The sequence below is a fragment of the Flavobacterium gelidicaeli genome (assembly GCF_013294005.1).
Lineage (GTDB): Bacteria > Bacteroidota > Bacteroidia > Flavobacteriales > Flavobacteriaceae > Flavobacterium.
In genome coordinates this window covers 23,918-44,805 of record NZ_JABSNK010000001.1, presented here as the reverse complement: position 1 = coordinate 44,805, position 20,888 = coordinate 23,918, and the positions used below count along the sequence as shown (strand labels likewise).

General features: G+C 33.4%; 19 protein-coding genes and 4 tRNA genes. 22 read left to right on the top strand and 1 reads right to left on the bottom strand.

Annotation, left to right across the window (positions count from 1 at the left end; genetic code table 11):
- The first annotated feature begins 129 nt into the window (after positions 1 to 129).
- From HNP99_RS00205 to HNP99_RS00185, 5 genes are all read left to right on the top strand, one after another.
- On the top strand, positions 130 to 2,079 hold the full coding sequence (locus tag HNP99_RS00205; RefSeq protein ID WP_173850159.1) for a putative porin: 1,950 nt from the start codon (positions 130 to 132) through the stop codon (positions 2,077 to 2,079).
- A 338-nt stretch (positions 2,080 to 2,417) separates the two neighbouring features.
- Entirely contained in the window at positions 2,418 to 3,779 is a 1,362-nt protein-coding gene (locus HNP99_RS00200; protein WP_173850158.1) for a pyridoxal-phosphate dependent enzyme, read from the top strand.
- A gap of 123 nt (positions 3,780 to 3,902) precedes the next feature.
- Positions 3,903 to 4,385 (top strand): 3'-5' exonuclease, encoded by a 483-nt coding sequence (locus tag HNP99_RS00195; protein ID WP_173850157.1) that lies wholly within the window; start codon positions 3,903 to 3,905, stop codon positions 4,383 to 4,385.
- A gap of 61 nt (positions 4,386 to 4,446) precedes the next feature.
- The gene (locus tag HNP99_RS00190; RefSeq protein WP_173850156.1) at positions 4,447 to 5,724 is read left to right on the top strand and encodes a DUF2851 family protein; all 1,278 of its coding nucleotides are present in this window, start codon (positions 4,447 to 4,449) and stop codon (positions 5,722 to 5,724) included.
- Between the two features lie 64 nt (positions 5,725 to 5,788).
- Positions 5,789 to 6,028, top strand: a complete 240-nt coding sequence (locus HNP99_RS00185) for a PspC domain-containing protein (RefSeq protein ID WP_217424373.1) — start codon at positions 5,789 to 5,791, stop codon at positions 6,026 to 6,028.
- 72 nt (positions 6,029 to 6,100) lie between these two features.
- Here HNP99_RS00185 and HNP99_RS00180 read toward each other — a convergent pair whose 3' ends face one another.
- The gene (locus HNP99_RS00180; protein ID WP_173850155.1) at positions 6,101 to 7,582 is read right to left on the bottom strand and encodes an amino acid permease; all 1,482 of its coding nucleotides are present in this window, start codon (positions 7,580 to 7,582) and stop codon (positions 6,101 to 6,103) included.
- A 307-nt stretch (positions 7,583 to 7,889) separates the two neighbouring features.
- Between HNP99_RS00180 and HNP99_RS00175 the strand changes: the two genes are divergently transcribed.
- The 17 genes from HNP99_RS00175 (at position 7,890) to rpoB (ending at position 20,732) form a co-directional block, all read left to right on the top strand.
- Positions 7,890 to 8,774: a ComEA family DNA-binding protein gene (locus tag HNP99_RS00175; RefSeq protein ID WP_173850154.1), complete on the top strand. Its 885-nt coding sequence runs from the start codon at positions 7,890 to 7,892 to the stop codon at positions 8,772 to 8,774.
- Between the two features lie 177 nt (positions 8,775 to 8,951).
- Positions 8,952 to 10,121: an acyl-CoA dehydrogenase family protein gene (locus HNP99_RS00170; RefSeq protein WP_173850153.1), complete on the top strand. Its 1,170-nt coding sequence runs from the start codon at positions 8,952 to 8,954 to the stop codon at positions 10,119 to 10,121.
- A gap of 253 nt (positions 10,122 to 10,374) precedes the next feature.
- Positions 10,375 to 10,569: a 30S ribosomal protein S21 gene (gene rpsU, locus HNP99_RS00165; protein ID WP_007137807.1), complete on the top strand. Its 195-nt coding sequence runs from the start codon at positions 10,375 to 10,377 to the stop codon at positions 10,567 to 10,569.
- Between the two features lie 77 nt (positions 10,570 to 10,646).
- Positions 10,647 to 11,540, top strand: a complete 894-nt coding sequence (locus tag HNP99_RS00160; protein ID WP_173850152.1) for a tyrosine-type recombinase/integrase — start codon at positions 10,647 to 10,649, stop codon at positions 11,538 to 11,540.
- Between the two features lie 42 nt (positions 11,541 to 11,582).
- On the top strand, positions 11,583 to 11,885 hold the full coding sequence (gene hpf, locus HNP99_RS00155; protein ID WP_173850151.1) for a ribosome hibernation-promoting factor, HPF/YfiA family: 303 nt from the start codon (positions 11,583 to 11,585) through the stop codon (positions 11,883 to 11,885).
- Positions 11,886 to 11,976: 91 nt separating this feature from the next.
- Positions 11,977 to 12,050 (top strand) — tRNA-Thr (locus HNP99_RS00150).
- Positions 12,051 to 12,106: 56 nt separating this feature from the next.
- Positions 12,107 to 12,187 (top strand) — tRNA-Tyr (locus tag HNP99_RS00145).
- 34 nt (positions 12,188 to 12,221) lie between these two features.
- Positions 12,222 to 12,293: transfer RNA gene (locus tag HNP99_RS00140), tRNA-Thr, on the top strand.
- Positions 12,294 to 12,352: 59 nt separating this feature from the next.
- A complete protein-coding gene (gene tuf / locus HNP99_RS00135; protein WP_173850150.1) occupies positions 12,353 to 13,537 on the top strand; it encodes an elongation factor Tu in 1,185 nt (394 codons plus the stop codon).
- Positions 13,538 to 13,594: 57 nt separating this feature from the next.
- A tRNA-Trp gene (locus tag HNP99_RS00130) sits at positions 13,595 to 13,665 on the top strand.
- A 20-nt stretch (positions 13,666 to 13,685) separates the two neighbouring features.
- Positions 13,686 to 13,883, top strand: a complete 198-nt coding sequence (gene secE, locus HNP99_RS00125) for a preprotein translocase subunit SecE (RefSeq protein ID WP_173850149.1) — start codon at positions 13,686 to 13,688, stop codon at positions 13,881 to 13,883.
- 8 nt (positions 13,884 to 13,891) lie between these two features.
- On the top strand, positions 13,892 to 14,443 hold the full coding sequence (gene nusG, locus HNP99_RS00120) for a transcription termination/antitermination protein NusG (protein WP_173850994.1): 552 nt from the start codon (positions 13,892 to 13,894) through the stop codon (positions 14,441 to 14,443).
- 68 nt (positions 14,444 to 14,511) lie between these two features.
- Positions 14,512 to 14,949 (top strand): 50S ribosomal protein L11, encoded by a 438-nt coding sequence (gene rplK, locus HNP99_RS00115; RefSeq protein ID WP_173850148.1) that lies wholly within the window; start codon positions 14,512 to 14,514, stop codon positions 14,947 to 14,949.
- 13 nt (positions 14,950 to 14,962) lie between these two features.
- Complete coding sequence (rplA, locus tag HNP99_RS00110; RefSeq protein WP_173850147.1) at positions 14,963 to 15,652, top strand: 50S ribosomal protein L1; 690 nt, start codon at positions 14,963 to 14,965, stop codon at positions 15,650 to 15,652.
- A 22-nt stretch (positions 15,653 to 15,674) separates the two neighbouring features.
- A complete protein-coding gene (gene rplJ / locus HNP99_RS00105) occupies positions 15,675 to 16,184 on the top strand; it encodes a 50S ribosomal protein L10 (protein ID WP_173850146.1) in 510 nt (169 codons plus the stop codon).
- Between the two features lie 89 nt (positions 16,185 to 16,273).
- The gene (rplL, locus tag HNP99_RS00100; protein ID WP_026708579.1) at positions 16,274 to 16,642 is read left to right on the top strand and encodes a 50S ribosomal protein L7/L12; all 369 of its coding nucleotides are present in this window, start codon (positions 16,274 to 16,276) and stop codon (positions 16,640 to 16,642) included.
- Between the two features lie 277 nt (positions 16,643 to 16,919).
- A complete protein-coding gene (rpoB, locus tag HNP99_RS00095; RefSeq protein ID WP_173850145.1) occupies positions 16,920 to 20,732 on the top strand; it encodes a DNA-directed RNA polymerase subunit beta in 3,813 nt (1,270 codons plus the stop codon).
- The last annotated feature ends 156 nt before the right edge of the window (positions 20,733 to 20,888 follow it).

The window sequence follows — 20,888 nt, the reverse complement described above, 5'->3', positions numbered from 1 at the left end:
ATCAGGGATTTTTATTTTTTAACGAACCTCAAATCACTCCATTTATTGTGTTTTTTTATACGTTTATATCATTTACCTTTGCGATAATTATTCTGAATTAAAATACATCATAATTATATCTTTATCTAAATGAGAATTCTTCTTTATATCTATATATTACTATTTTCAGTAGTTGCTTTTTCACAAGCAAGGCCTGATAAAAAACCAGAATTGAACTCTAGTGAAAACGGTGTTTTAGATTCTACTAAAACTAAAAAAATTCAAGAAGTAGCTACCATTGATCAATATCGATTTATCAATATTGAACGTGATACGACTTACTTAGATACTTCGCTTACTATTAAAAAAGAATATACTTTCAATTATTTAAGAAAAGATAATTTTGGACTATTAGCTTTTCCTAATGAGGGGCAAACCTATAATACTTTACAGTATGGTATGGGTAAATTTTCTCCTTATCCTGAATTTGGTTTTAAAGCTAAACATTTTAATTTTCTTGAAGCTAATGATATTAAATACAGTTCTGTTGCTACTCCTGTAACCGAATTATATTTTAAATCGGTGATGCAAAAAGGACAATCATTAGATGCTTTTTTTACATTAAATATCACTCCGAGACTTAATTTTTCGATTGCTTACAAAGGATTACGATCTGAAGGGAAATATATAAACCAACTTTCAAGTACGGGGAATTTTAGATTTACTACTAGTTATAATACTTTAAATAAACGCTATTTTGTTAACGCACATTATACATATCAAGATATTTCTAATGAAGAAAATGGGGGAATAACAACTCTTTCAGATTTTGAAAGTGGGAATGCTGATTATAATAATAGAGAGAGGCTTCAGGTGTATTTTAATGATGCTAAATCATTCTTAAAGGGGAAAAGAATATTTGTGGATCAATTTTTTAGAATCAATCCTAGTAAAGGAGAAAATAATCTTTATGTTTCACACCAATTTAATTACGAGAATAAATTTTTTGAATTCAACCAGCCTACTATAGAGTCTACAGTAGGTATTGAAACGGTCTATAGATTTGGTGATTCTTATAAAGATAGTAGCATCAATGATCAAACGCATTATAATAAGATGTATAATAAGGTTGGATTGACTTATGAGAATTTAACTTTAGGAAAGTTTCAGTTCTTTGCAGATGACTTTAGAAGTAATTATTATTATTACCAAATATTGATTCGAGCGGATGAAACTATTCCAGCTTCATTAACACGTAATATTAATAATATTGGTGGACAGTATGATTATAAAAAAAATAAATGGAGGGGAACATTTTTATATTCTACGTCAATTACAAATCAGTCTTTGTCTAATTTAGATGCTAAGATGGAATACGAGTTGAATGATGATTATCAGTTTTCTTTTGGGTATCAAAACCTCAATAAGCTTCCTAATGATAATTATCTCTTACATCAAAGTAGTTATGTAGGTTACAACTGGTCAAAGAATTTACAAAACGAAAAAATAAACATAATTTCAGCGAATGCTGCGACACCTTGGATTAATGCTTCGCTTCAATTAATGACTTTAAATGATCATTTGTATTTTGAAAATACTGCTACAAGTGATAGTCAGCAAATTGTGACACCACAGCAATATGGTGGTTCAATTAATTATGTTTCGGTGAAGGCGAGCAGAGAATTTAAATTTGGCAAATTTGCTTTAGATAATACTGTTTTGTATCAAAAAGTGGATCAAAAAAACGCTATTTTAAATGTTCCTGAATTAGTTACAAGAAACACAATATATTATACAGACCACCTTTTTAAGAAAGCTTTATTTTTTCAAACAGGATTTACTTTAAATTACTTCACTAAGTATTTTGCAAATGATTATAATCCAGTTATTGGAGAGTTTTTTGTTCAAGAAAAAAAGGAAATAGGAAACTATCCTAATATTGATTTCTTTTTTAATGCTAAAATTCAAAGAACCCGAATTTACTTTAAAGCAGAACATTTTAATTCCTCTTTGACAGGAAATGATTTTTATGCAGCTCCTAATAATCCCTATCGTGACTTTATGATACGTTTTGGATTGATCTGGAATTTCTTTAATTAATGCCAAAATTATTTCAATTATATAGTTCAAATTAATTTTTGTCAAGTCGAGCAGGGTATATAGATAGTAATAGTCTGTACTAATTGATGATTAGACTGTTTTACAAATAGTATTGTTATCATGAGTTTTTTTTGCTATAATTTGGACGTGATTACAATGTTTTTTTATTTGAAATTATAGCATAGTAATTGTTGTCAAAATATACGAAAGCCACATTTAGAGAATCAGCTGGTAATGAAATGTCAAATGCAATTTGGCTTAAGCCAAAATGTTTATAACAAAATACTATCTTTGCAAAAGTATTTATAACAAAATTAGAATCTTAAACGTATAACTGAATGCAATACGCAGAAAATATATTAGGTACTATTGGAGGAACTCCATTAGTGAAATTGAATAAAGTAACTAAAGAAGTTGACGCTTTAGTACTTGCAAAAGTTGAGACTTTTAACCCAGGAAACTCTGTAAAAGACCGTATGGCTGTCAAAATGGTTGATGATGCCGAAGCTGATGGGCGTTTACAACCAGGAGGTACTATTATTGAAGGTACTTCTGGAAATACAGGAATGGGATTGGCTCTTGTAGCTATCATTAGAGGTTACAAATTGATTTGTGTGATTTCTGATAAACAATCTAAAGAAAAAATGGATATCCTTAGAGCTGTAGGTGCTAAGGTTGTGGTTTGTCCTACTGATGTAGAGCCATCTGATCCAAGATCATATTATTCAGTTTCTAAAAGATTAGCGACCGAAACTCCAAATTCTTGGTATGTAAATCAATATGATAATCCTTCAAACGCGTTAGCACACTATGAGCAAACTGGTCCTGAAATTTGGGAACAAACAGAAGGTAAGATTACTCATTTTGTTGTAGGAGTAGGTACAGGTGGGACAATTTCAGGTTGTGCTAAATACTTGAAAGAGAAAAATCCAAATATTAAAATTTGGGGAATAGATACCTATGGTTCTGTTTTTAAAAAGTACCACGAAACAGGTATTTTTGATGAAAACGAAATCTACTCTTATATTACCGAAGGGATTGGAGAGGATATTTTACCAAAGAATGTAGACTTTTCTTTAATTGATGGGTTTACAAAAGTAACTGATAAAGATGCGGCTGTTTATACTCGAAAAATAGCTCTTGAAGAAGGTATATTTGTAGGGAATTCTGCTGGAGCTGCTGTTAAAGGTCTATTACAACTGAAAGAACATTTCAAACCAGAAGATGTTGTAGTGGTTTTATTTCACGATTCAGGAAGCCGTTATGTAGGTAAAATGTTTAATGATGACTGGATGCGTGAAAGAGGTTTCTTAGAGGAAACAATCACAAAGGCTGAAGATGTTATTAAAGATCATATTGATAAACCATTAATTGTTGCCCGTACTGAGGAATTAGTATCACATGCAATAGAGAGAATGCGTAAATATAAAATATCACAAATTCCGGTTATAGATATTACTGGATTTGTAGGTTCATTAGATGAGTCTGATTTGTTTCAAAGCTTTGTTAATGATAAAAACACTGCTGATAGACCTATTAGAGAGGTTATGGGAAAAGCTTTTCCTATTGTGCCACTAGGAACAACAATTGAAGAAGTTTCAAAATTATTTACTAGAGAAAATCCGGCAGTATTAATCGATTTAGGGAATGGTAAACACCATATCATCACTAAATATGATATTATTGGGTCTATTAAATAATACTAACTATTTTTTTTACCACGAGTTTCTACTTTTTGCATTTAGGTGTGAAATTATGAAATTCGTGGTTTTTTATTTTCAAATTTTAGACGGTTGTCTAAATCACTTTAATTAAGTTAATATATGACTTTTGTTGCAATAGATTTTGAAACTGCCATTGCGCACCATCCTTGCTCAGTAGGGATTGTTACTGTAGAAAATGGTGTGATTATAGATGAGTTTGTGAGTTTAATTAAGCCACCTAATAATCTCTACTCTCCTTATACTATCCAGGTCCACGGTATTTACCCTCGAGACACTGTTAATGCAAAAACATTTTCGCAAGTTTACCCTGAAATTCAAAAACGTCTTCAAAACCGAGTTGTTGTAGCACACAACGAAAGTTTTGATAGAAATGTATTGAGCAAATCAATGGCGCTTTATAATTTAGATTATGAAAGCTTGAATATTGCTAGTAAATGGGAGTGCACAGTGAAAATTTATAAGGCCAAAGGTCTGAAGCCAACTAAGCTTAGTGATTGTTGTAATGCAATGAATATTGCCTTGAATCACCACGAAGCACTTTCGGATGCTAGGGCTTGCGCCAAATTATATTTGCTACGATAAACACAAAATTGGTTAAGGTGTTTATTTTCATTACTTTAGTGGTTTAGCTATTGTTTGTATTATGAAAGAAGCCTTTTTACATTACCTCTGGAAATTTAAAAAATTTGATACCTTAAATTTGTTTTCGGTGAGCAAAGAACCAATAATTATTGCTAATGTTGGCCAATACTTAGAGTTAGCGGGGCCTGATTTTTTTAATGCTCAAATAACAGTGGGAAGTCAAAAATGGGCTGGTAATGTTGAGATTCACCTTAAGTCATCTGACTGGTATGTTCACAATCATGAACGTGATGCTAATTATGATAACGTTATTTTGCATGTTGTATGGGAACACGATGCCGAGATATTTAGAAAGGATAATTCAATAATTCCTGTTTTAGAACTGAAAAGCTATGTTGACAAAGAGACAATTGCTAATTATCAAGCTTTAATAACTCCCAAGTCTTGGATTTTTTGCGAAAGGGATTTGAGGGATGTTCCATCTTTTACTATAAATAACTGGCAAGAAAGACTCTTTTTTGAGCGCTTAGAGCGAAAATCACAACCTATAGATGACTTGCTCTTAAAAACAAATAATGATTGGGAGGCGGTCTTGTTTTGTATGTTGGCTAAGAATTTTGGGCTGAATACTAATGGGGCTATTTTTAACGAAATAGCACAAGCGATTCCATTTAGTATTATCAGGAAAGAAGGCTTTGAAACTGAAAATCTAGAAGCTTTATTGTTTGGTTTCGCTAATTTATTGGAAACTGATAAAGAAGATGTTTATTTTAAAGATTTGAAATTCCGCTACTATTATTTACTTCACAAATACCAATTAGAAGCACCAGTATTTGAGCCTGTTCAATTTTTTAAACACAGACCAGATAATTTCCCTACTATTCGATTGTCTCAATTTGCTAATTTATATGGAGAACAACATAATTTGTTCTCAAAAATTATTGGTTTAACTAAATTGGATTCCATCTACGATGCCTTTAAATTAACTGTATCTACCTATTGGAAAACGCATTATTTATTTGATAAGGAGAGTAGCTTTAAGCATAAAAAGGTTTCAAAGTCATTTATTGATTTAATCGTTATTAATACGATAATTCCATTACAATTTGCTTACGCCAAAAGTCAAGGGCAAAACCCATCAGAAGAAATTATTCGCTTAATGCACGAAGTAGCACCCGAAAAGAATGCTATTATTGATAAGTTTTCATCCTTCGGGATTAAGTCAAATAGTGCTTTTGATTCACAATCTTTATTGCAATTAAAAAATGAGTATTGTGCTAAAAGTAAATGCTTAGATTGTGTGATAGGGACTTATTTATTAAAAGGAGCATCTTCGTGAATATTATGATTTAACTAAAATAATAATGTACTTTTGATGGCAATTAATTTCATCTATACTAGATATGCCTGAAAAAATAGCAAGAGTAATAAAAATAAAGTATTTTTTTGAAAAATATGGCTTCCATGTATCTTCGCGTTTAGCCGATAAATTGGGTATGCGTGTGACGAGTGTGCGTTTGTTTTTTATTTATATTTCTTTTGTAACTGCGGGATTGTGGTTTGGAGTGTATTTAACAATAGCTTTTTGGCTTAAGTTAAAAGATTTAATTCGTGCAAAAAGAACCTCAGTATTTGATTTGTAAATACGCTTTAAATAGAAAAAGGGATTATAAAGTTGGTACTTTATAATCCCTTTTTATGTTTAGTATGAACTGTTATTTTTTGTCCGGGTTATTTAATATACTGTTTTTCTTTCCGTATATGAAATAAATCACCACACCAATAACCATCCAAATTGCAAGTCTTTCCCAACTTACAATAGGTAATCCAGCCATTAAAATTAGGCAAATGATAACACCTATGATAGGGAAAACGGGTACAAAAGGTACTCTAAAACCTCTTTCTGCATCTGGATTTGTTTTTCTCATTACAATAACTCCAATACATACAAGAGCAAATGCGAATAATGTACCAATACTTACCATATGGCCTAAGTCTGATACTGGAACAAAACCAGCAAATACACTTACAAAAATCATGAAAAGTAAGTTTGTTTTATATGGTGTTCTGTTTTTTGCATGCAGTGTACTAAAAAATTTAGGTAATAAACCATCAACACTCATACTGTAGAATACCCTACTTTGTCCCATTAACATTACTAACATTACTGATGTATATCCTGCAATAATAGCGATTGTAAGCGCAGAATTTAAGAAAGTATATCCTGTTTTAGCAAATGCGGTAGTAACTGGACTAGCATCACCCTTAAAGTTTAAGTAATTTTCTAAACCTGTTAATACAAAAGCAAAAAGAACGTATAAAATTGTACATATAATTAAAGATCCTAAGATACCTATTGGCATTCCTTTTTGTGGGTCTTTTGCTTCTTGTGCAGCTGTAGATACAGCGTCAAAACCAATAAATGCAAAGAAAACAACTCCTGCACCTCTTAAGATACCACTCCATCCATAATGACCAAAGTAGTCGCTGCTAAAGAAGTTTAAGAATGTCATTTTACCTGAGCTTAAAAGTGCTTCTCCTTCATTTACAGGGATAAATGGGGTGTGGTTAGCGCCATCTATGAATCCCCAGCCTAAAGCGATGAACACAATAACAACAGTTACTTTCAAAATAACTAAAATATTATTTAGTAAAGCAGATTCTTTTGTACCTCTAATTAATAAAAGTGATAGTGCAAAAATTATAAGTATGGCTGGTAAATTGATAAATCCAGGGCTACTGTCCCATGGTCCATGTAGTATTTCTTGCGGAATATGGAGGCCGTAATTGGCTAAGAATTTGTCGACATATTGTGACCAACTCACCGCCACGGTAGCAGCTCCAAGGGCATATTCTAGAACTAAATCCCATCCAATAATCCATGCTACAAACTCTCCCATTGTGGCATAAGAGTAGGTGTAAGCACTACCTGCAACTGGAATCATAGAAGCAAATTCAGCGTAACATAGTCCTGCAAAGGCGCAACCAAAGGCTGCTAATATGAAAGATAAGGTTACTGCTGGTCCTGCATTATCTGCGGCTGCTATTCCTGTTAAAGAAAATAATCCAGCACCAATAATAGCTCCAACACCAAGTGCGACTAATGAGCGTGCAGATAAAGTCCTCTTTAGACCTTTCTCATCGTCAGACGCCTCATTTAATAAAACCGAAAGTGGTTTTGTTTTCCAAATTGACATATATTTTTAGGTTTATTGTTATTAGTGCCCAAATGTATTATTTTTTATAAAATATAAAAACAATATTTCAATATAAGTTTAAAATAAAATCAGCAGATATATATGGTTTTAATTCAGAATACCTAATATTCTACTCTTGCTAATTGAGGATTTGTTTGTTTATTAAGTGTTTGTCTGTAGTGTTGTTAATTTTTGTTTTTGTAAATTGCTGTTTTTTACTATAAAAACGTTGTGTTTGAAATATTCTTAAATGACTATAATTGATACTGTTAGTGCTTAATTATGGTTAAATTACTAAGCTTTATAAATGAACTTTAAAAAAATCAGAAACCATTTTAAATATTCAAAAGAACAGAGTAAAGCTGTTTTATTGTTATTCGGTATTATTATAACTTCTCAAATAATTTATTTTTTTGTTGATTTTGATTCGCAGAAAGAAAATGATCCCGAAGAACAACAGTGGCTTTCCCTTCAGCAGGGAATTGATTCATTAAAAATTCAAAAAGATAGTTTAGCTTATAAAGTGTATCCTTATAACCCAAATTTTATAAGTGATTATAAAGGCTACAAACTCGGAATGTCAATTGCTGAAATAGATAGACTGCATGATTTTAGAAAAAAGAATAAATATGTTAATTCGGCTGCTGAATTTCAATCAGTGACTAAAGTCTCAGACTCATTGTTGCAAACAATGTCATCCAATTTTAAATTTCCTGATTGGGTTACAAATAAAAAAAGCACAACTAAGTATGTTGATTATAGTACTAAGGCTTTCGCCAAAAAAGAAAAGGTGCAAATTGATATTAATAGTGCTACTCAAGAAGATTTGGTAAAAGTGTATGGGGTGGGGGCTGCTTTTTCAGAAAGAATATTAAAATATAAAGCCACTTTAGGTAGTTTTGTTTCGATGGATCAAATTGAGGATGTTTGGGGACTTTCTCCAGAAGCGGTGCAAGGATTGAAAGATAATTTTAAAATAGGAGCCACACCTAATTTGAATAAATTAGATATAAACAATGCATCTTTAAAGGAGATTTCGAGATTCCCCTATTTTAATTATAAGCAAGCTACTAGTATTATAACGTATCGAAGTATGAATGGTGATTTTGTTAATATTGAGGATTTAATAAAAATTAAGGGTTTTCCTGTTGATAAAGCAAAAATAATTGCCTTATATTTGGACTTTGATTAGAAGTTTGTAAATAAGGGCTTTTTTATTTTTAAATAATCTTCAGGATAATTGTTTTGGAGATTGCTTTTTTCTTTAAAGTACGGTCCTTTAACATAACTTAAAAAAAACTTAAATTTGAAACACAAAGCATTTGCTTTCGATTTCAATTACTTAATTTGTTAAAAAAACTTTAGTTATATGGGATCAATTTATTTCACAGAAGAGCACCAATTATTCAGGAAGAGTTTGCAAGATTTTTTGCAAAAAGAAGTGGTGCCTCATATTGAAAAATGGGAAAAAACGGGAACGATAGAGCGTTTTATTTGGAAAAAGTTTGGTGAAATGGGCTTTTTTGGAATAAATTATCCAGAAGTTTATGGTGGAATGAATCTAGATTTATTTTACACTGTTATTTTTTTAGAAGAACTTCAAAAAATTAAGTCTTCTGGTTTTGCAGCTGCAATGTGGGCGCACTCTTATTTAGCAATGACGCATTTAAATGCTGAAGGGGATGAAAGAATCAAACAAGAATATTTAGCGCCAAGTATATCCGGTGATAAAATAGGTGCTTTGTGTATAACGGAACCTTTTGGAGGTAGTGATGTTGCGGGTATGCGTACTACTGCTATTAAAAATGGAGATAAATATGTGATTAATGGTTCTAAGACGTTTATAACTAATGGTGTTTATGCTGATTATTATGTTGTCGCTGCCAAAACCAATATTGAACTGGGTAATAAAGGAATAAGCATCTTTTTAGTAGATAAAAATACAAGCGGAATTTCTGCAACTAAGTTAGATAAATTAGGTTGGAGAGCATCAGATACTGCTGAGATTGCATTTGATAACGTTGAGATTCCTATTGCAAATTTAATGGGTGAGGAAGGAAAAGGTTTTCCTTATATCATGCAACATTTTGCTTTAGAGCGTTTGATTATGGCTATAAACGGTCATGCAAGAGCTGAATATGCAATTGAGTATACAATTGAGTACATGTCGCAACGAGAGGCTTTTGGTAAAACAATTGATAAATTTCAAGCTTTAAGACACACATTGGTAGAACATGCGACAGATGTTGAACATTGTAAAGTGTTTAATTATGCTGCTGTAGCGCGATTAAATAAAGGAGAGTATGTGGTTAAGGAGGCAACTATGGCTAAGTTAAAGTCTACAAAAGTAGCTGATGAAACAATCTACAGTTGCTTGCAAATGCTAGGTGGTTATGGTTATATGGAAGAGTATCCTTTGGCGCGTTTGTTAAGAGATAGTCGTCTAGGGCCAATAGGTGGAGGAACTTCAGAAATACTTAAAGAGATATTATCAAAAATGATTATAGATAATAAGAATTACAAGCCGGCGGTGAAGTAATGTTTTATTGAAAATAGTAGAAAAGAGTCAATTTAGTTATTGACTCTTTTTTTGTGTGAAGGATAGTAGTGGAAATCCTTTTATGGAGCCCTGCGGAGTAAAAGATTGCAGCGAATAGCCTGACGGCAAACGGAAGTTGTTGTGAAGTCTAATGTTGTTTTTGCCGGCACACCCAAAATAAATGGTGATTTATAGTCTTTAACCCAAAATAATGTTTACTTTTGCACACTTAACGAAAGGGGGTGTCAAAATTATGTTAATTATACCAATTAAAGACGGAGAAAATATCGATAGAGCATTAAAGCGCTATAAAAGAAAATTTGATAAAACAGGAACTGTTCGTCAGTTAAGAGCACGTACTGCTTTTATTAAGCCTTCTGTAAAAAATAGAATTAAAGTTCAAAAAGCAGCTTATATTCAAAACATGAAAGACAACTTAGAAAACTAAGTAGCTCTTTTTACATGATAATTACCGTTAGTCATTAAAGTTTTATAACTTTGATGCTAACGGTTTTTTTATTTATTATGAATTCTAATATTGCAGCTTTTCAGGATTATTTACAAAAAGAGAAAAAATATTCACAGCATACGGTTAAAGCGTATTGTGGTGATGTTTTAGAATTTCAAGTGTTTAATACTGCTGAATTTGATGATGATGACATTGCGGGTGTGGCTTATGGTCAAATTAGATCTTGGATTGTGCTTCTGGTTGATGGGGGTTTGTCGAATACTTCAGTAAATAGAAAGATTGCCTCTTTAAAAGCTTTTTATCGTTTTCTTCTTAAAAGTAAACAAATTACAGTTTCTCCTTTAGTAAAGCACAAGGCTTTAAAAACAAATAAAATTTTGCAAATCCCTTTTTCTGAAAAAGAAATTGTTAATGCTTTGAATGTCGAGATAGGCTCGGGTAGTTTTGAGATAGTAAGAAATAAGTTGATTGTGGATTTATTTTATGCTACAGGTATGAGACGGGCTGAATTGATTGGTTTGCGTTATGCAAATGTTGATTTATCAAATAGTACTATTAAAGTGCTGGGAAAACGAAATAAAGAACGCATTTTGCCTATTTTGCCAGTTGTAATGGGTCAATTTTCAAGGTATATTGAAGAACGTTCTCATTTAGAATTAATTGGTGATGAGGATTCTTTTTTTTTGTCTAAAAAAGGATTAAAGTTGAGTGATTCTTTTGTGTATCGTTTAATTAATTCTTACTTTAGTAGGGTGTCAGAAAAGGTGAAGACGAGTCCGCATGTTTTGCGACATACATTTGCGACTCATTTATTAAATAACGGCGCTGATTTGAATTCTGTTAAAGAATTATTAGGTCACTCTAGTTTGGCTTCGACTCAAATTTATACGCACAGCAGTTTGTTAGAATTGAAAAAGGTGTATAATGAGGCGCATCCAAGGAGTGAATAGTGATTTATTGATGGGGAGGTTTAACTATAAAACAAATTGATTATGAAGGTAAGTGTTCATGCGGTTAATTTTGCAGTAGATGCAAAGTTGGTGGGTTTTATTCAAGAGAGAATGGATAAATTGGAGAAGTATTATGACAAGGTTGTTTCTTCGGATGTTTATTTAAAAGTTGAAAATACCAGTGATAAGGAAAATAAGATTGTTGAGATTAAAATGAATGTTCTTGGAGATGATTTTGTTGTTAAAAAACAATGTAAATCTTTTGAGGAAGCAGTGGAGGTTTCGGCGGAATCATTGGAGAGAATGCTGGTAAAAAGGAAAGAAAAGATAAGAGCTCATATTTAAAATGAAAATTTTTTAAAAAAATGTTTTGTTTCAGAGATAAAATCTATACATTTGCAGTCCGTTAGAAATAGCGGGCTTTTTTAACAATACTGCCAGCGTAGCTCAGTTGGCTAGAGCAGCTGATTTGTAATCAGCAGGTCGTGGGTTCGAGTCCCTCCGCCGGCTCTAAATAGTGATTGTATTGTATTTGGCTAAATGCAGTATTTAAGATAAAAAAGTGAGGGGAGATACTCAAGCGGCCAACGAGGGCAGACTGTAAATCTGCTGTGTAAACTTCGCAGGTTCGAATCCTGCTCTCCCCACAAAATTAGATTTTAGGTCTAGTTAAAGGGCTCTGCCGGTGTAGCTCAGGGGTAGAGTGCTTCCTTGGTAAGGAAGAGGTCTCGGGTTCAATTCCCGACATTGGCTCAACAAAGTATATTTTGAACACTAATAAATATTAATAAAAAGATTAAAAACGAAGTAAAATGGCAAAAGAAACCTTTAACCGTTCGAAACCACATTTAAATATAGGTACGATCGGACACGTAGATCACGGAAAAACTACATTAACTGCTGCAATAACTAAAGTGTTATCTGATGCAGGTTACTGTCAAGCAAAATCATTTGATCAAATTGATAATGCTCCTGAAGAAAAAGAAAGAGGTATTACAATTAATACATCTCACGTTGAATATGAAACTGCTAATCGTCATTACGCTCACGTTGACTGTCCAGGTCACGCGGATTACGTAAAGAACATGGTTACAGGTGCTGCACAAATGGATGGAGCTATCCTTGTTGTAGCTGCTACAGATGGACCTATGCCACAAACACGTGAGCATATCCTTTTAGGACGTCAGGTAGGTATTCCTAGAATTGTTGTATTCATGAATAAAGTGGATATGGTTGATGATGAGGAATTACTTGAATTAGTTGAAATGGAAATTAGAGACTTATTGTCTTTCTATGAATATGATGGAGATAATGGTCCTGTTGTTCAAGGTTCTGCTTTAGGTGGATTGAATAATGACGCTGCATGGGTTCCTAAAATTCTTGAATTAATGGATGCTGTTGATGCATGGATCGAAGAGCCAGTAAGAGATGTTGAGAAACCTTTCTTAATGCCTGTTGAAGATGTATTCTCAATTACAGGTCGTGGAACTGTTGCTACAGGTCGTATCGAAACTGGAGTTGCTAATACTGGAGATGCAGTTGAAATCATTGGTATGGGAGCTGAGAAATTAACTTCTACTGTAACTGGAGTTGAGATGTTCCGTAAAATCCTTGATAGAGGTGAAGCTGGAGATAACGTAGGTATTCTTTTAAGAGGTATTCAAAAAGAAGACATCAAAAGAGGAATGGTAATCTGTAAGCCAGGTTCTGTTAAACCACACGATACTTTCAAAGCTGAGGTTTATATCTTGAAAAAAGAAGAAGGTGGACGTCATACTCCATTCCATAATAATTACCGTCCACAGTTTTATGTACGTACAACTGATGTAACTGGTATTATTACTTTACCAGAAGGTGTAGAGATGGTTATGCCTGGGGATAACTTAACAATTGATGTTAAATTATTAAGCCCAATCGCATTAAACGTAGGTTTACGTTTTGCAATCCGTGAGGGTGGTAGAACAGTAGGTGCAGGTCAGGTAACTGAAATTGCATAATTCTATAAAATAATTTTTAAACCAGTAACCGCTTAAGAGTTGGTTGCTGGTTTTTATACGGGCGTAGTTCAAGGGTAGAATAGCGGTCTCCAAAACCGTTGATGGGGGTTCGAATCCCTCCGCCCGTGCAAAAAAAAATATATCTAAAATGGCGAAAATAGTTAATTACATTACAGAATCATTTGAGGAATTAAAGTCAAATGTGACTTGGCCAGAGTGGGCTGAGGTGCAACGTCTAACAATTATTGTTGCTATTTTTTCAGTATTATTTGCCCTGTCAACTTGGGGTGTAGATGAGTTTTTTGCAGGAGTATTAGCTAAATTTTTCACTTGGGTAAAAGCTTAATTTTTGTGATGACAGATAATAATGTAAAAAAATGGTACGTCGTTCGTGCGGTAAGTGGGCAAGAGAATAAAGTGAAAGCTTATATAGAAACTGAAATCTCTAGATTAGGGATGGAAGACTATGTTTCTCAAGTTTTAGTACCTACGGAAAAAGTAGTTTCTGTTAAAGACGGAAAAAAATTAATCAAGGAAAAAGTTTATTTTCCTGGTTATGTAATGATGGAAGCTAATTTAGTTGGGGAAGTTCCTCATATCATTAAATCAATAACAAGTGTTATTGGTTTTTTAGGAGAGACTAAAGGAGGGGAACCTGTTCCTCTTAGGCTTTCAGAAGTGAATAGAATGCTAGGTAAAGTAGATGAACTTGCTGTTAATACAGATAATCACGCAATACCTTTTAACTTAGGAGAAACAATTAAGGTCATTGATGGACCTTTTAATGGTTTTAACGGTACGGTTGAAAAAATTAATGATGAAAAGCGTAAACTTGAAGTTATGGTTAAAATTTTCGGAAGAAAAACACCATTGGAATTAAGCTTTATGCAAGTTGAAAAAGTATAATATTTGTTACATTACCTATAATAACATTGCAATCGCTTCCAATGATTGTAATGTAAAATTTTAAAAAAATGGCTAAAGAAATTAGTAAAGTAGTTAAACTACAAGTTAAGGGAGGTGCTGCGAATCCATCGCCACCGGTTGGACCTGCTTTAGGAGCTGCTGGGGTAAACATCATGGAGTTCTGTAAGCAATTCAATGCTAGAACACAAGATAAACCCGGCAAAATATGCCCAGTACAAATTACTGTGTATAAAGACAAATCATTTGATTTTGTTATTAAAACTCCTCCTGCAGCCGTTCAGCTATTGGAAGCTGCGAAGCTTAAATCTGGTTCTGGTGAGCCTAATCGTAAAAAAGTAGCTAGTGTTACTTGGGAACAAATTAGAGCTATTGCTGAAGACAAAATGCCTGACTTAAATGCTTTCACAACGGAAGCTGCAATGAGTATGGTTGCTGGAACAGCTAGATCTATGGGTATAACTGTATCAGGAGACGCTCCTTTTTAATTAAGAGAAAGACATGGCAAAATTGACAAAAAAGCAAAAAGAGGCTAATTCAAAAATTGACAAGAACAAATTTTATTCTTTAAAAGATGCTGCGGCATTAATAAAAGAAGTTTCTTCTGCAAAATTTGATGAGTCTGTTGATATCGCAGTACGTTTGGGTGTAGATCCAAGAAAAGCGAATCAAATGGTAAGAGGTGTAGTTACATTACCTCACGGTACTGGTAAAGACGTTAAAGTATTAGCATTGGTTACTCCAGATAAAGAAGCGGAAGCTAAAGAGGCAGGAGCAGACTATGTAGGTCTTGACGAATATTTACAAAAAATTAAAGACGGTTGGACAGATGTTGATGTAATTATCACGATGCCTTCTGTTATGGGTAAATTAGGTCCATTAGGTCGTATTTTAGGACCTAGAGGTTTAATGCCTAACCCTAAAACAGGGACTGTAACTATGGATGTTGCAAAAGCTGTTGCAGAGGTTAAAGCTGGTAAAATCGATTTCAAAGTTGATAAAACTGGTATCGTACATGCAGGAATTGGTAAAGTTTCTTTTGGAGCTGAGCAAATTTTTGACAATGCACACGAAATTATTCAAACATTAATCAAACTTAAACCAACTGCTGCTAAAGGAGTATACATTAAAAGTATCTACCTTACAAGTACAATGAGTCCTGCTATTGCATTAGACCCAAAAGCAGTATAATTGGTAGTTAATAATTTTTAGTATGACTAGAGAAGAAAAATCAATCGCGATTGAAAATTTAACTGCACAGTTAGCTGGTACAAATATTCTTTACGTAGCAGATATATCTGGACTGAATGCAGATACAACTTCAAAATTAAGAAGAGCTTGTTATAAAGCTGGAATTAAATTAGAAGTGGTTAAAAATACTTTGCTTGTAAAAGCAATGGAAGTTTCTGAAAATGAATATGGTGAATTACCTGCAGTTTTAACAGGAAATAGTGCGATCTTTATTTCTGATGTTGCAAATGCACCAGGAAAAATTATCAAAGATTTTCGTAAAAAATCAGATAAGCCAGTTTTAAAAGGAGCTTATGTTAATTCTGAAATTTACATTGGAGACGATCAGTTAGATATGTTATCTACTATCAAATCTAAAGAAGAGCTTCTTGGAGAACTTATTGGATTACTTCAATCTCCAGCTCAAAGAATTATCGCTGCACTTCAAAACAAGTTTGCTGGAGAAGAGCAAGCTGAAACTGAAGAAGCATAATAACATACGAGCTTTGCTCAAATGTTGTTACTAACAACGCGCACAATAAACAAAATATATTTTACAAATCATTTTAAACGATAGAAAAAATGGCAGATTTGAAACAATTCGCAGAACAATTAGTTAACTTAACTGTTAAAGAAGTTAACGAATTAGCAACAATATTAAAAGATGAGTACGGAATCGAACCAGCTGCTGCAGCTGTAGTAGTTTCTGCAGGTGGTGGAGAAGCTGCTGAAGAGGCTCAAACTGAATTTACAGTTGTATTAAAAGAAGCTGGTGCTTCTAAATTAGCAGTTGTGAAAATGGTAAAAGAACTTACAGGTTTAGGTTTGAAAGAAGCTAAAGATGTAGTGGATAGCGCACCATCAAATGTTAAAGAAGGTGTTTCTAAAGAAGAGGCTGAAGGTCTTAAAAAATCATTAGAAGAAGCTGGAGCTGTAGTTGAACTTAAATAGTTAAACTTAGTTTAAAGAATAAGGTTTAGGTCTTGGGTTTAATCGCCCAAAGACCTAAACCATTTTTTCGTATAACAAAAGTCTATATTGTATCGCTACATAATAACTTTTCAAATCGAAGTTATTTTACCTATTACGAGGAAAAAAAATTGACAGATAATAAGAAAGTAGTTATCTTAAATTGGTTTTTAAAGATGTAATGGTTGTAAAATTCAGGTATAAATTAAATAATATTTATACAAAAAAATTACTTTTATAATCAAAATTTTGTCCATTGATGATTACAAATCAGACCGAAAGATTGAATTTTGCCTCTACTAAAAATATTCCTGCATATCCAGATTTTCTAGATGTTCAGGTTAAATCTTTTCAAGATTTTTTTCAATTAGAAACTAAATCTGACGAAAGAGGCAATGAAGGACTTTATAATACCTTCATGGAGAATTTTCCAATTACAGATACAAGAAATAACTTTGTATTGGAATTCCTTGACTATTTTGTAGATCCACCACGCTATACAATTCAAGAGTGTATAGAAAGAGGACTAACTCATAGTGTACCTTTAAAAGCAAGGTTAAAACTATATTGTACAGATCCAGAACACGAAGATTTTGAAACAATTGTTCAAGATGTATATCTTGGTACAATTCCTTACATGACGCCAAGTGGTACTTTTGTAATCAATGGAGCAGAGCGCGTTGTCGTTTCTCAGCTACATAGATCTCCAGGAGTTTTCTTTGGTCAATCTTTTCATGCTAATGGAACAAAATTATATTCTGCCAGAGTAATTCCTTTTAAAGGTTCTTGGATTGAATTTTCTACAGATATCAATAGCGTAATGTACGCTTACATTGATAGAAAGAAAAAGTTACCTGTTACTACTTTATTCCGTGCAATTGGTTTTGAAAGAGATAAGGATATCCTTGAAATTTTTGACCTTGCTGAAGAAATTAAAGTTTCTAAAACAGGACTTAAAAAATATATCGGTAGAAAATTGGCTGCTCGTGTATTAAATACATGGCACGAAGATTTCGTAGATGAAGATACTGGTGAAGTAGTTTCTATCGAACGTAACGAAATAATCCTTGATAGAGATACTATTATCGACAAAGATAATGTAGAAGAAATCATTGATTCTAACGTTAAATCTATTTTGTTACATAAAGAAGATGCTAATCAAGCTGATTATGCCATCATTCATAATACGTTACAAAAAGATCCAACAAACTCTGAAAAAGAAGCTGTTGAGCATATCTACAGACAATTGCGTAACGCAGAACCGCCTGATGAAGAAACTGCTCGTGGTATTATTGATAAATTGTTCTTTTCTGACCAACGTTATAACTTAGGTGAAGTAGGTCGTTATAGAATGAACAAAAAGTTACAGTTGGATATCCCAATGGAAAAGCAAGTGCTTACCAAAGAAGATATCATAACTATCGTGAAGTATTTAATTGAGTTGATTAATGCGAAAGCAGATATTGATGATATTGATCACTTATCAAACCGTCGTGTTAGAACAGTTGGAGAACAATTGTCACAACAATTTGGTGTTGGTTTAGCACGTATGGCGAGAACTATTCGTGAGAGAATGAACGTTAGAGATAACGAGGTGTTTACACCAATTGATTTGATCAATGCTAAAACATTATCATCAGTTATCAACTCTTTCTTTGGTACCAACCAATTGTCTCAATTTATGGATCAAACGAATCCATTAGCTGAGATTACGCACAAGAGAAGATTATCTGCCCTAGGACCAGGTGGACTTTCGAGAGAAAGAGCTGGATTTGAAGTTCGTGATGTTCACTATACGCACTACGGACGTTTATGTCCTATTGAAACTCCAGAGGGACCAAACATTGGTTTGATTTCATCTCTTGGAGTTTATGCTAAAGTGAACGGAATGGGATTCATTGAGACTCCTTACCGTAAAGTAACTAATGGAGTTGTAGATTTAGAGGCTACTCCAATTTACTTAAGTGCAGAAGAAGAAGAAGGAATGTTGATCTCTCAAGCAAATATTGAGATGGATGATTCTGGAAAAATTCTTGCTGAAAACGTAATTGCACGTCAAGAAGGTGATTTTCCAGTAATTGACCCTACAAAAGTTGATTATGCTGATGTTGCTCCAAATCAAATTGCTTCAATTTCTGCATCTTTAATTCCTTTCTTGGAACATGATGATGCGAATAGAGCGTTGATGGGGTCTAACATGATGCGTCAGGCCGTACCATTAATTCGTCCTGAAGCACCTATCGTTGGAACTGGATTAGAGCGTCAAGTTGCTTCTGACTCTAGAGTATTAATTAATGCTGAAGGAGATGGAACTGTTGAATATGTAGATGCAAATATCATTACTATTAAATACGATCGTTCTGAAGAAGAAAGAATGGTTAGTTTTGAATCGGATGATAAAACATATAATCTAATTAAATTTAGAAAAACCAATCAAGGAACAAGTATTAACTTGAAACCTATCGTAAGAAAAGGGGATAGAGTTATTCTTGGTCAAGTATTATCAGAAGGATATGCTACCCAAAATGGTGAACTTGCTTTAGGTCGTAATCTAAAAGTAGCGTTTATGCCATGGAAAGGGTACAACTTTGAGGATGCGATTGTGATTTCTGAAAAAGTGGTTCGTGATGACATCTTTACTTCAATTCACGTAGATGATTACTCATTAGAAGTAAGAGATACGAAATTAGGTAATGAAGAGTTAACGAATGATATTCCTAACGTTTCTGAAGAGGCTACTAAAGACTTAGATGAAAACGGAATGATTAGAATTGGTGCCGAGGTTAAACCTGGTGACATTCTTATCGGAAAAATTACTCCTAAAGGAGAATCAGATCCTACTCCTGAAGAGAAATTGCTTCGTGCAATCTTCGGGGATAAAGCAGGTGATGTGAAAGATGCTTCATTAAAAGCTTCTCCTTCTTTACATGGTGTAGTTCTTGACAAAAAATTATTCGCGAGAGCGGTAAAAGATAAACGCAAACGTACACAAGATAAAGATGCTTTAGGTGCTTTAGAAATGGAGTTTGAAACTAAATTTGTTGAATTAAAAGACAAATTAGTAGAAAAACTTTTCTTGATCGTTAACGGAAAAACATCTCAAGGGGTAATGAATGATTTGGGTGAAGAGGTTTTACCAAAAGGTAAAAAATACACTCAAAAAATGCTTTATGCTGTAGAGGATTTTGCTCACTTAAGCAAAGGACAATGGGTAGCTGATGATGCAACTAATAAAATGGTGAATGAATTAATTCATAACTATAAAATTAAGTTGAATGACCTACAAGGTTCTTTACGTAGAGAGAAATTTACAATTACTGTTGGAGACGAATTACCAGCAGGGATTTTAAAATTAGCAAAAGTTTATATCGCTAAGAAACGTAAGTTAAAAGTAGGGGATAAAATGGCGGGACGTCACGGTAACAAAGGTATTGTTGCTCGTATTGTTCGTCATGAAGATATGCCTTTCCTTGAAGACGGAACACCAGTTGATATTGTGTTGAACCCACTTGGGGTACCTTCACGTATGAACATTGGTCAAATTTATGAGACGGTATTAGGATGGGCTGGAATGAACTTGGGTAGAAAATTTGCTACTCCAATTTTTGATGGTGCTTCTCTTGATCAAATCAATGAATTAACTGATGAAGCTGGAATACCACGTTTTGGACATACACACCTTTATGATGGTGGTACTGGAGAGCGTTTCCATCAAGCGGCAACTGTTGGTGTGATCTATATGTTAAAATTAGGACACATGGTTGATGATAAGATGCACGCACGTTCAATAGGGCCATACTCATTAATTACGCAACAACCACTTGGTGGTAAAGCGCAATTTGGTGGACAACGTTTTGGAGAGATGGAAGTTTGGGCACTTGAGGCTTATGGAGCATCAAGTACACTTAGAGAAATCTTGACTGTGAAGTCTGATGATGTTATTGGTAGAGCTAAAACTTACGAAGCTATCGTAAAAGGAGAATCTATGCCAGAACCAGGATTACCTGAATCATTCAATGTATTGATGCATGAATTGAAAGGTCTTGGATTAGATATTAGATTAGAAGAATAAATAAAAGTTTGTAGTTGTCAGTCCCGATTTTTTTCGGGGCTGATTACTCATTTATAAGAGTTTTTTAGATTTAGACCCGTAAACCGTTCCGATTTTTTATATAAAATTTAATTTTTTATAATTAGCACTTTAATAAAAGTTTAAAGTTTAGAGAAG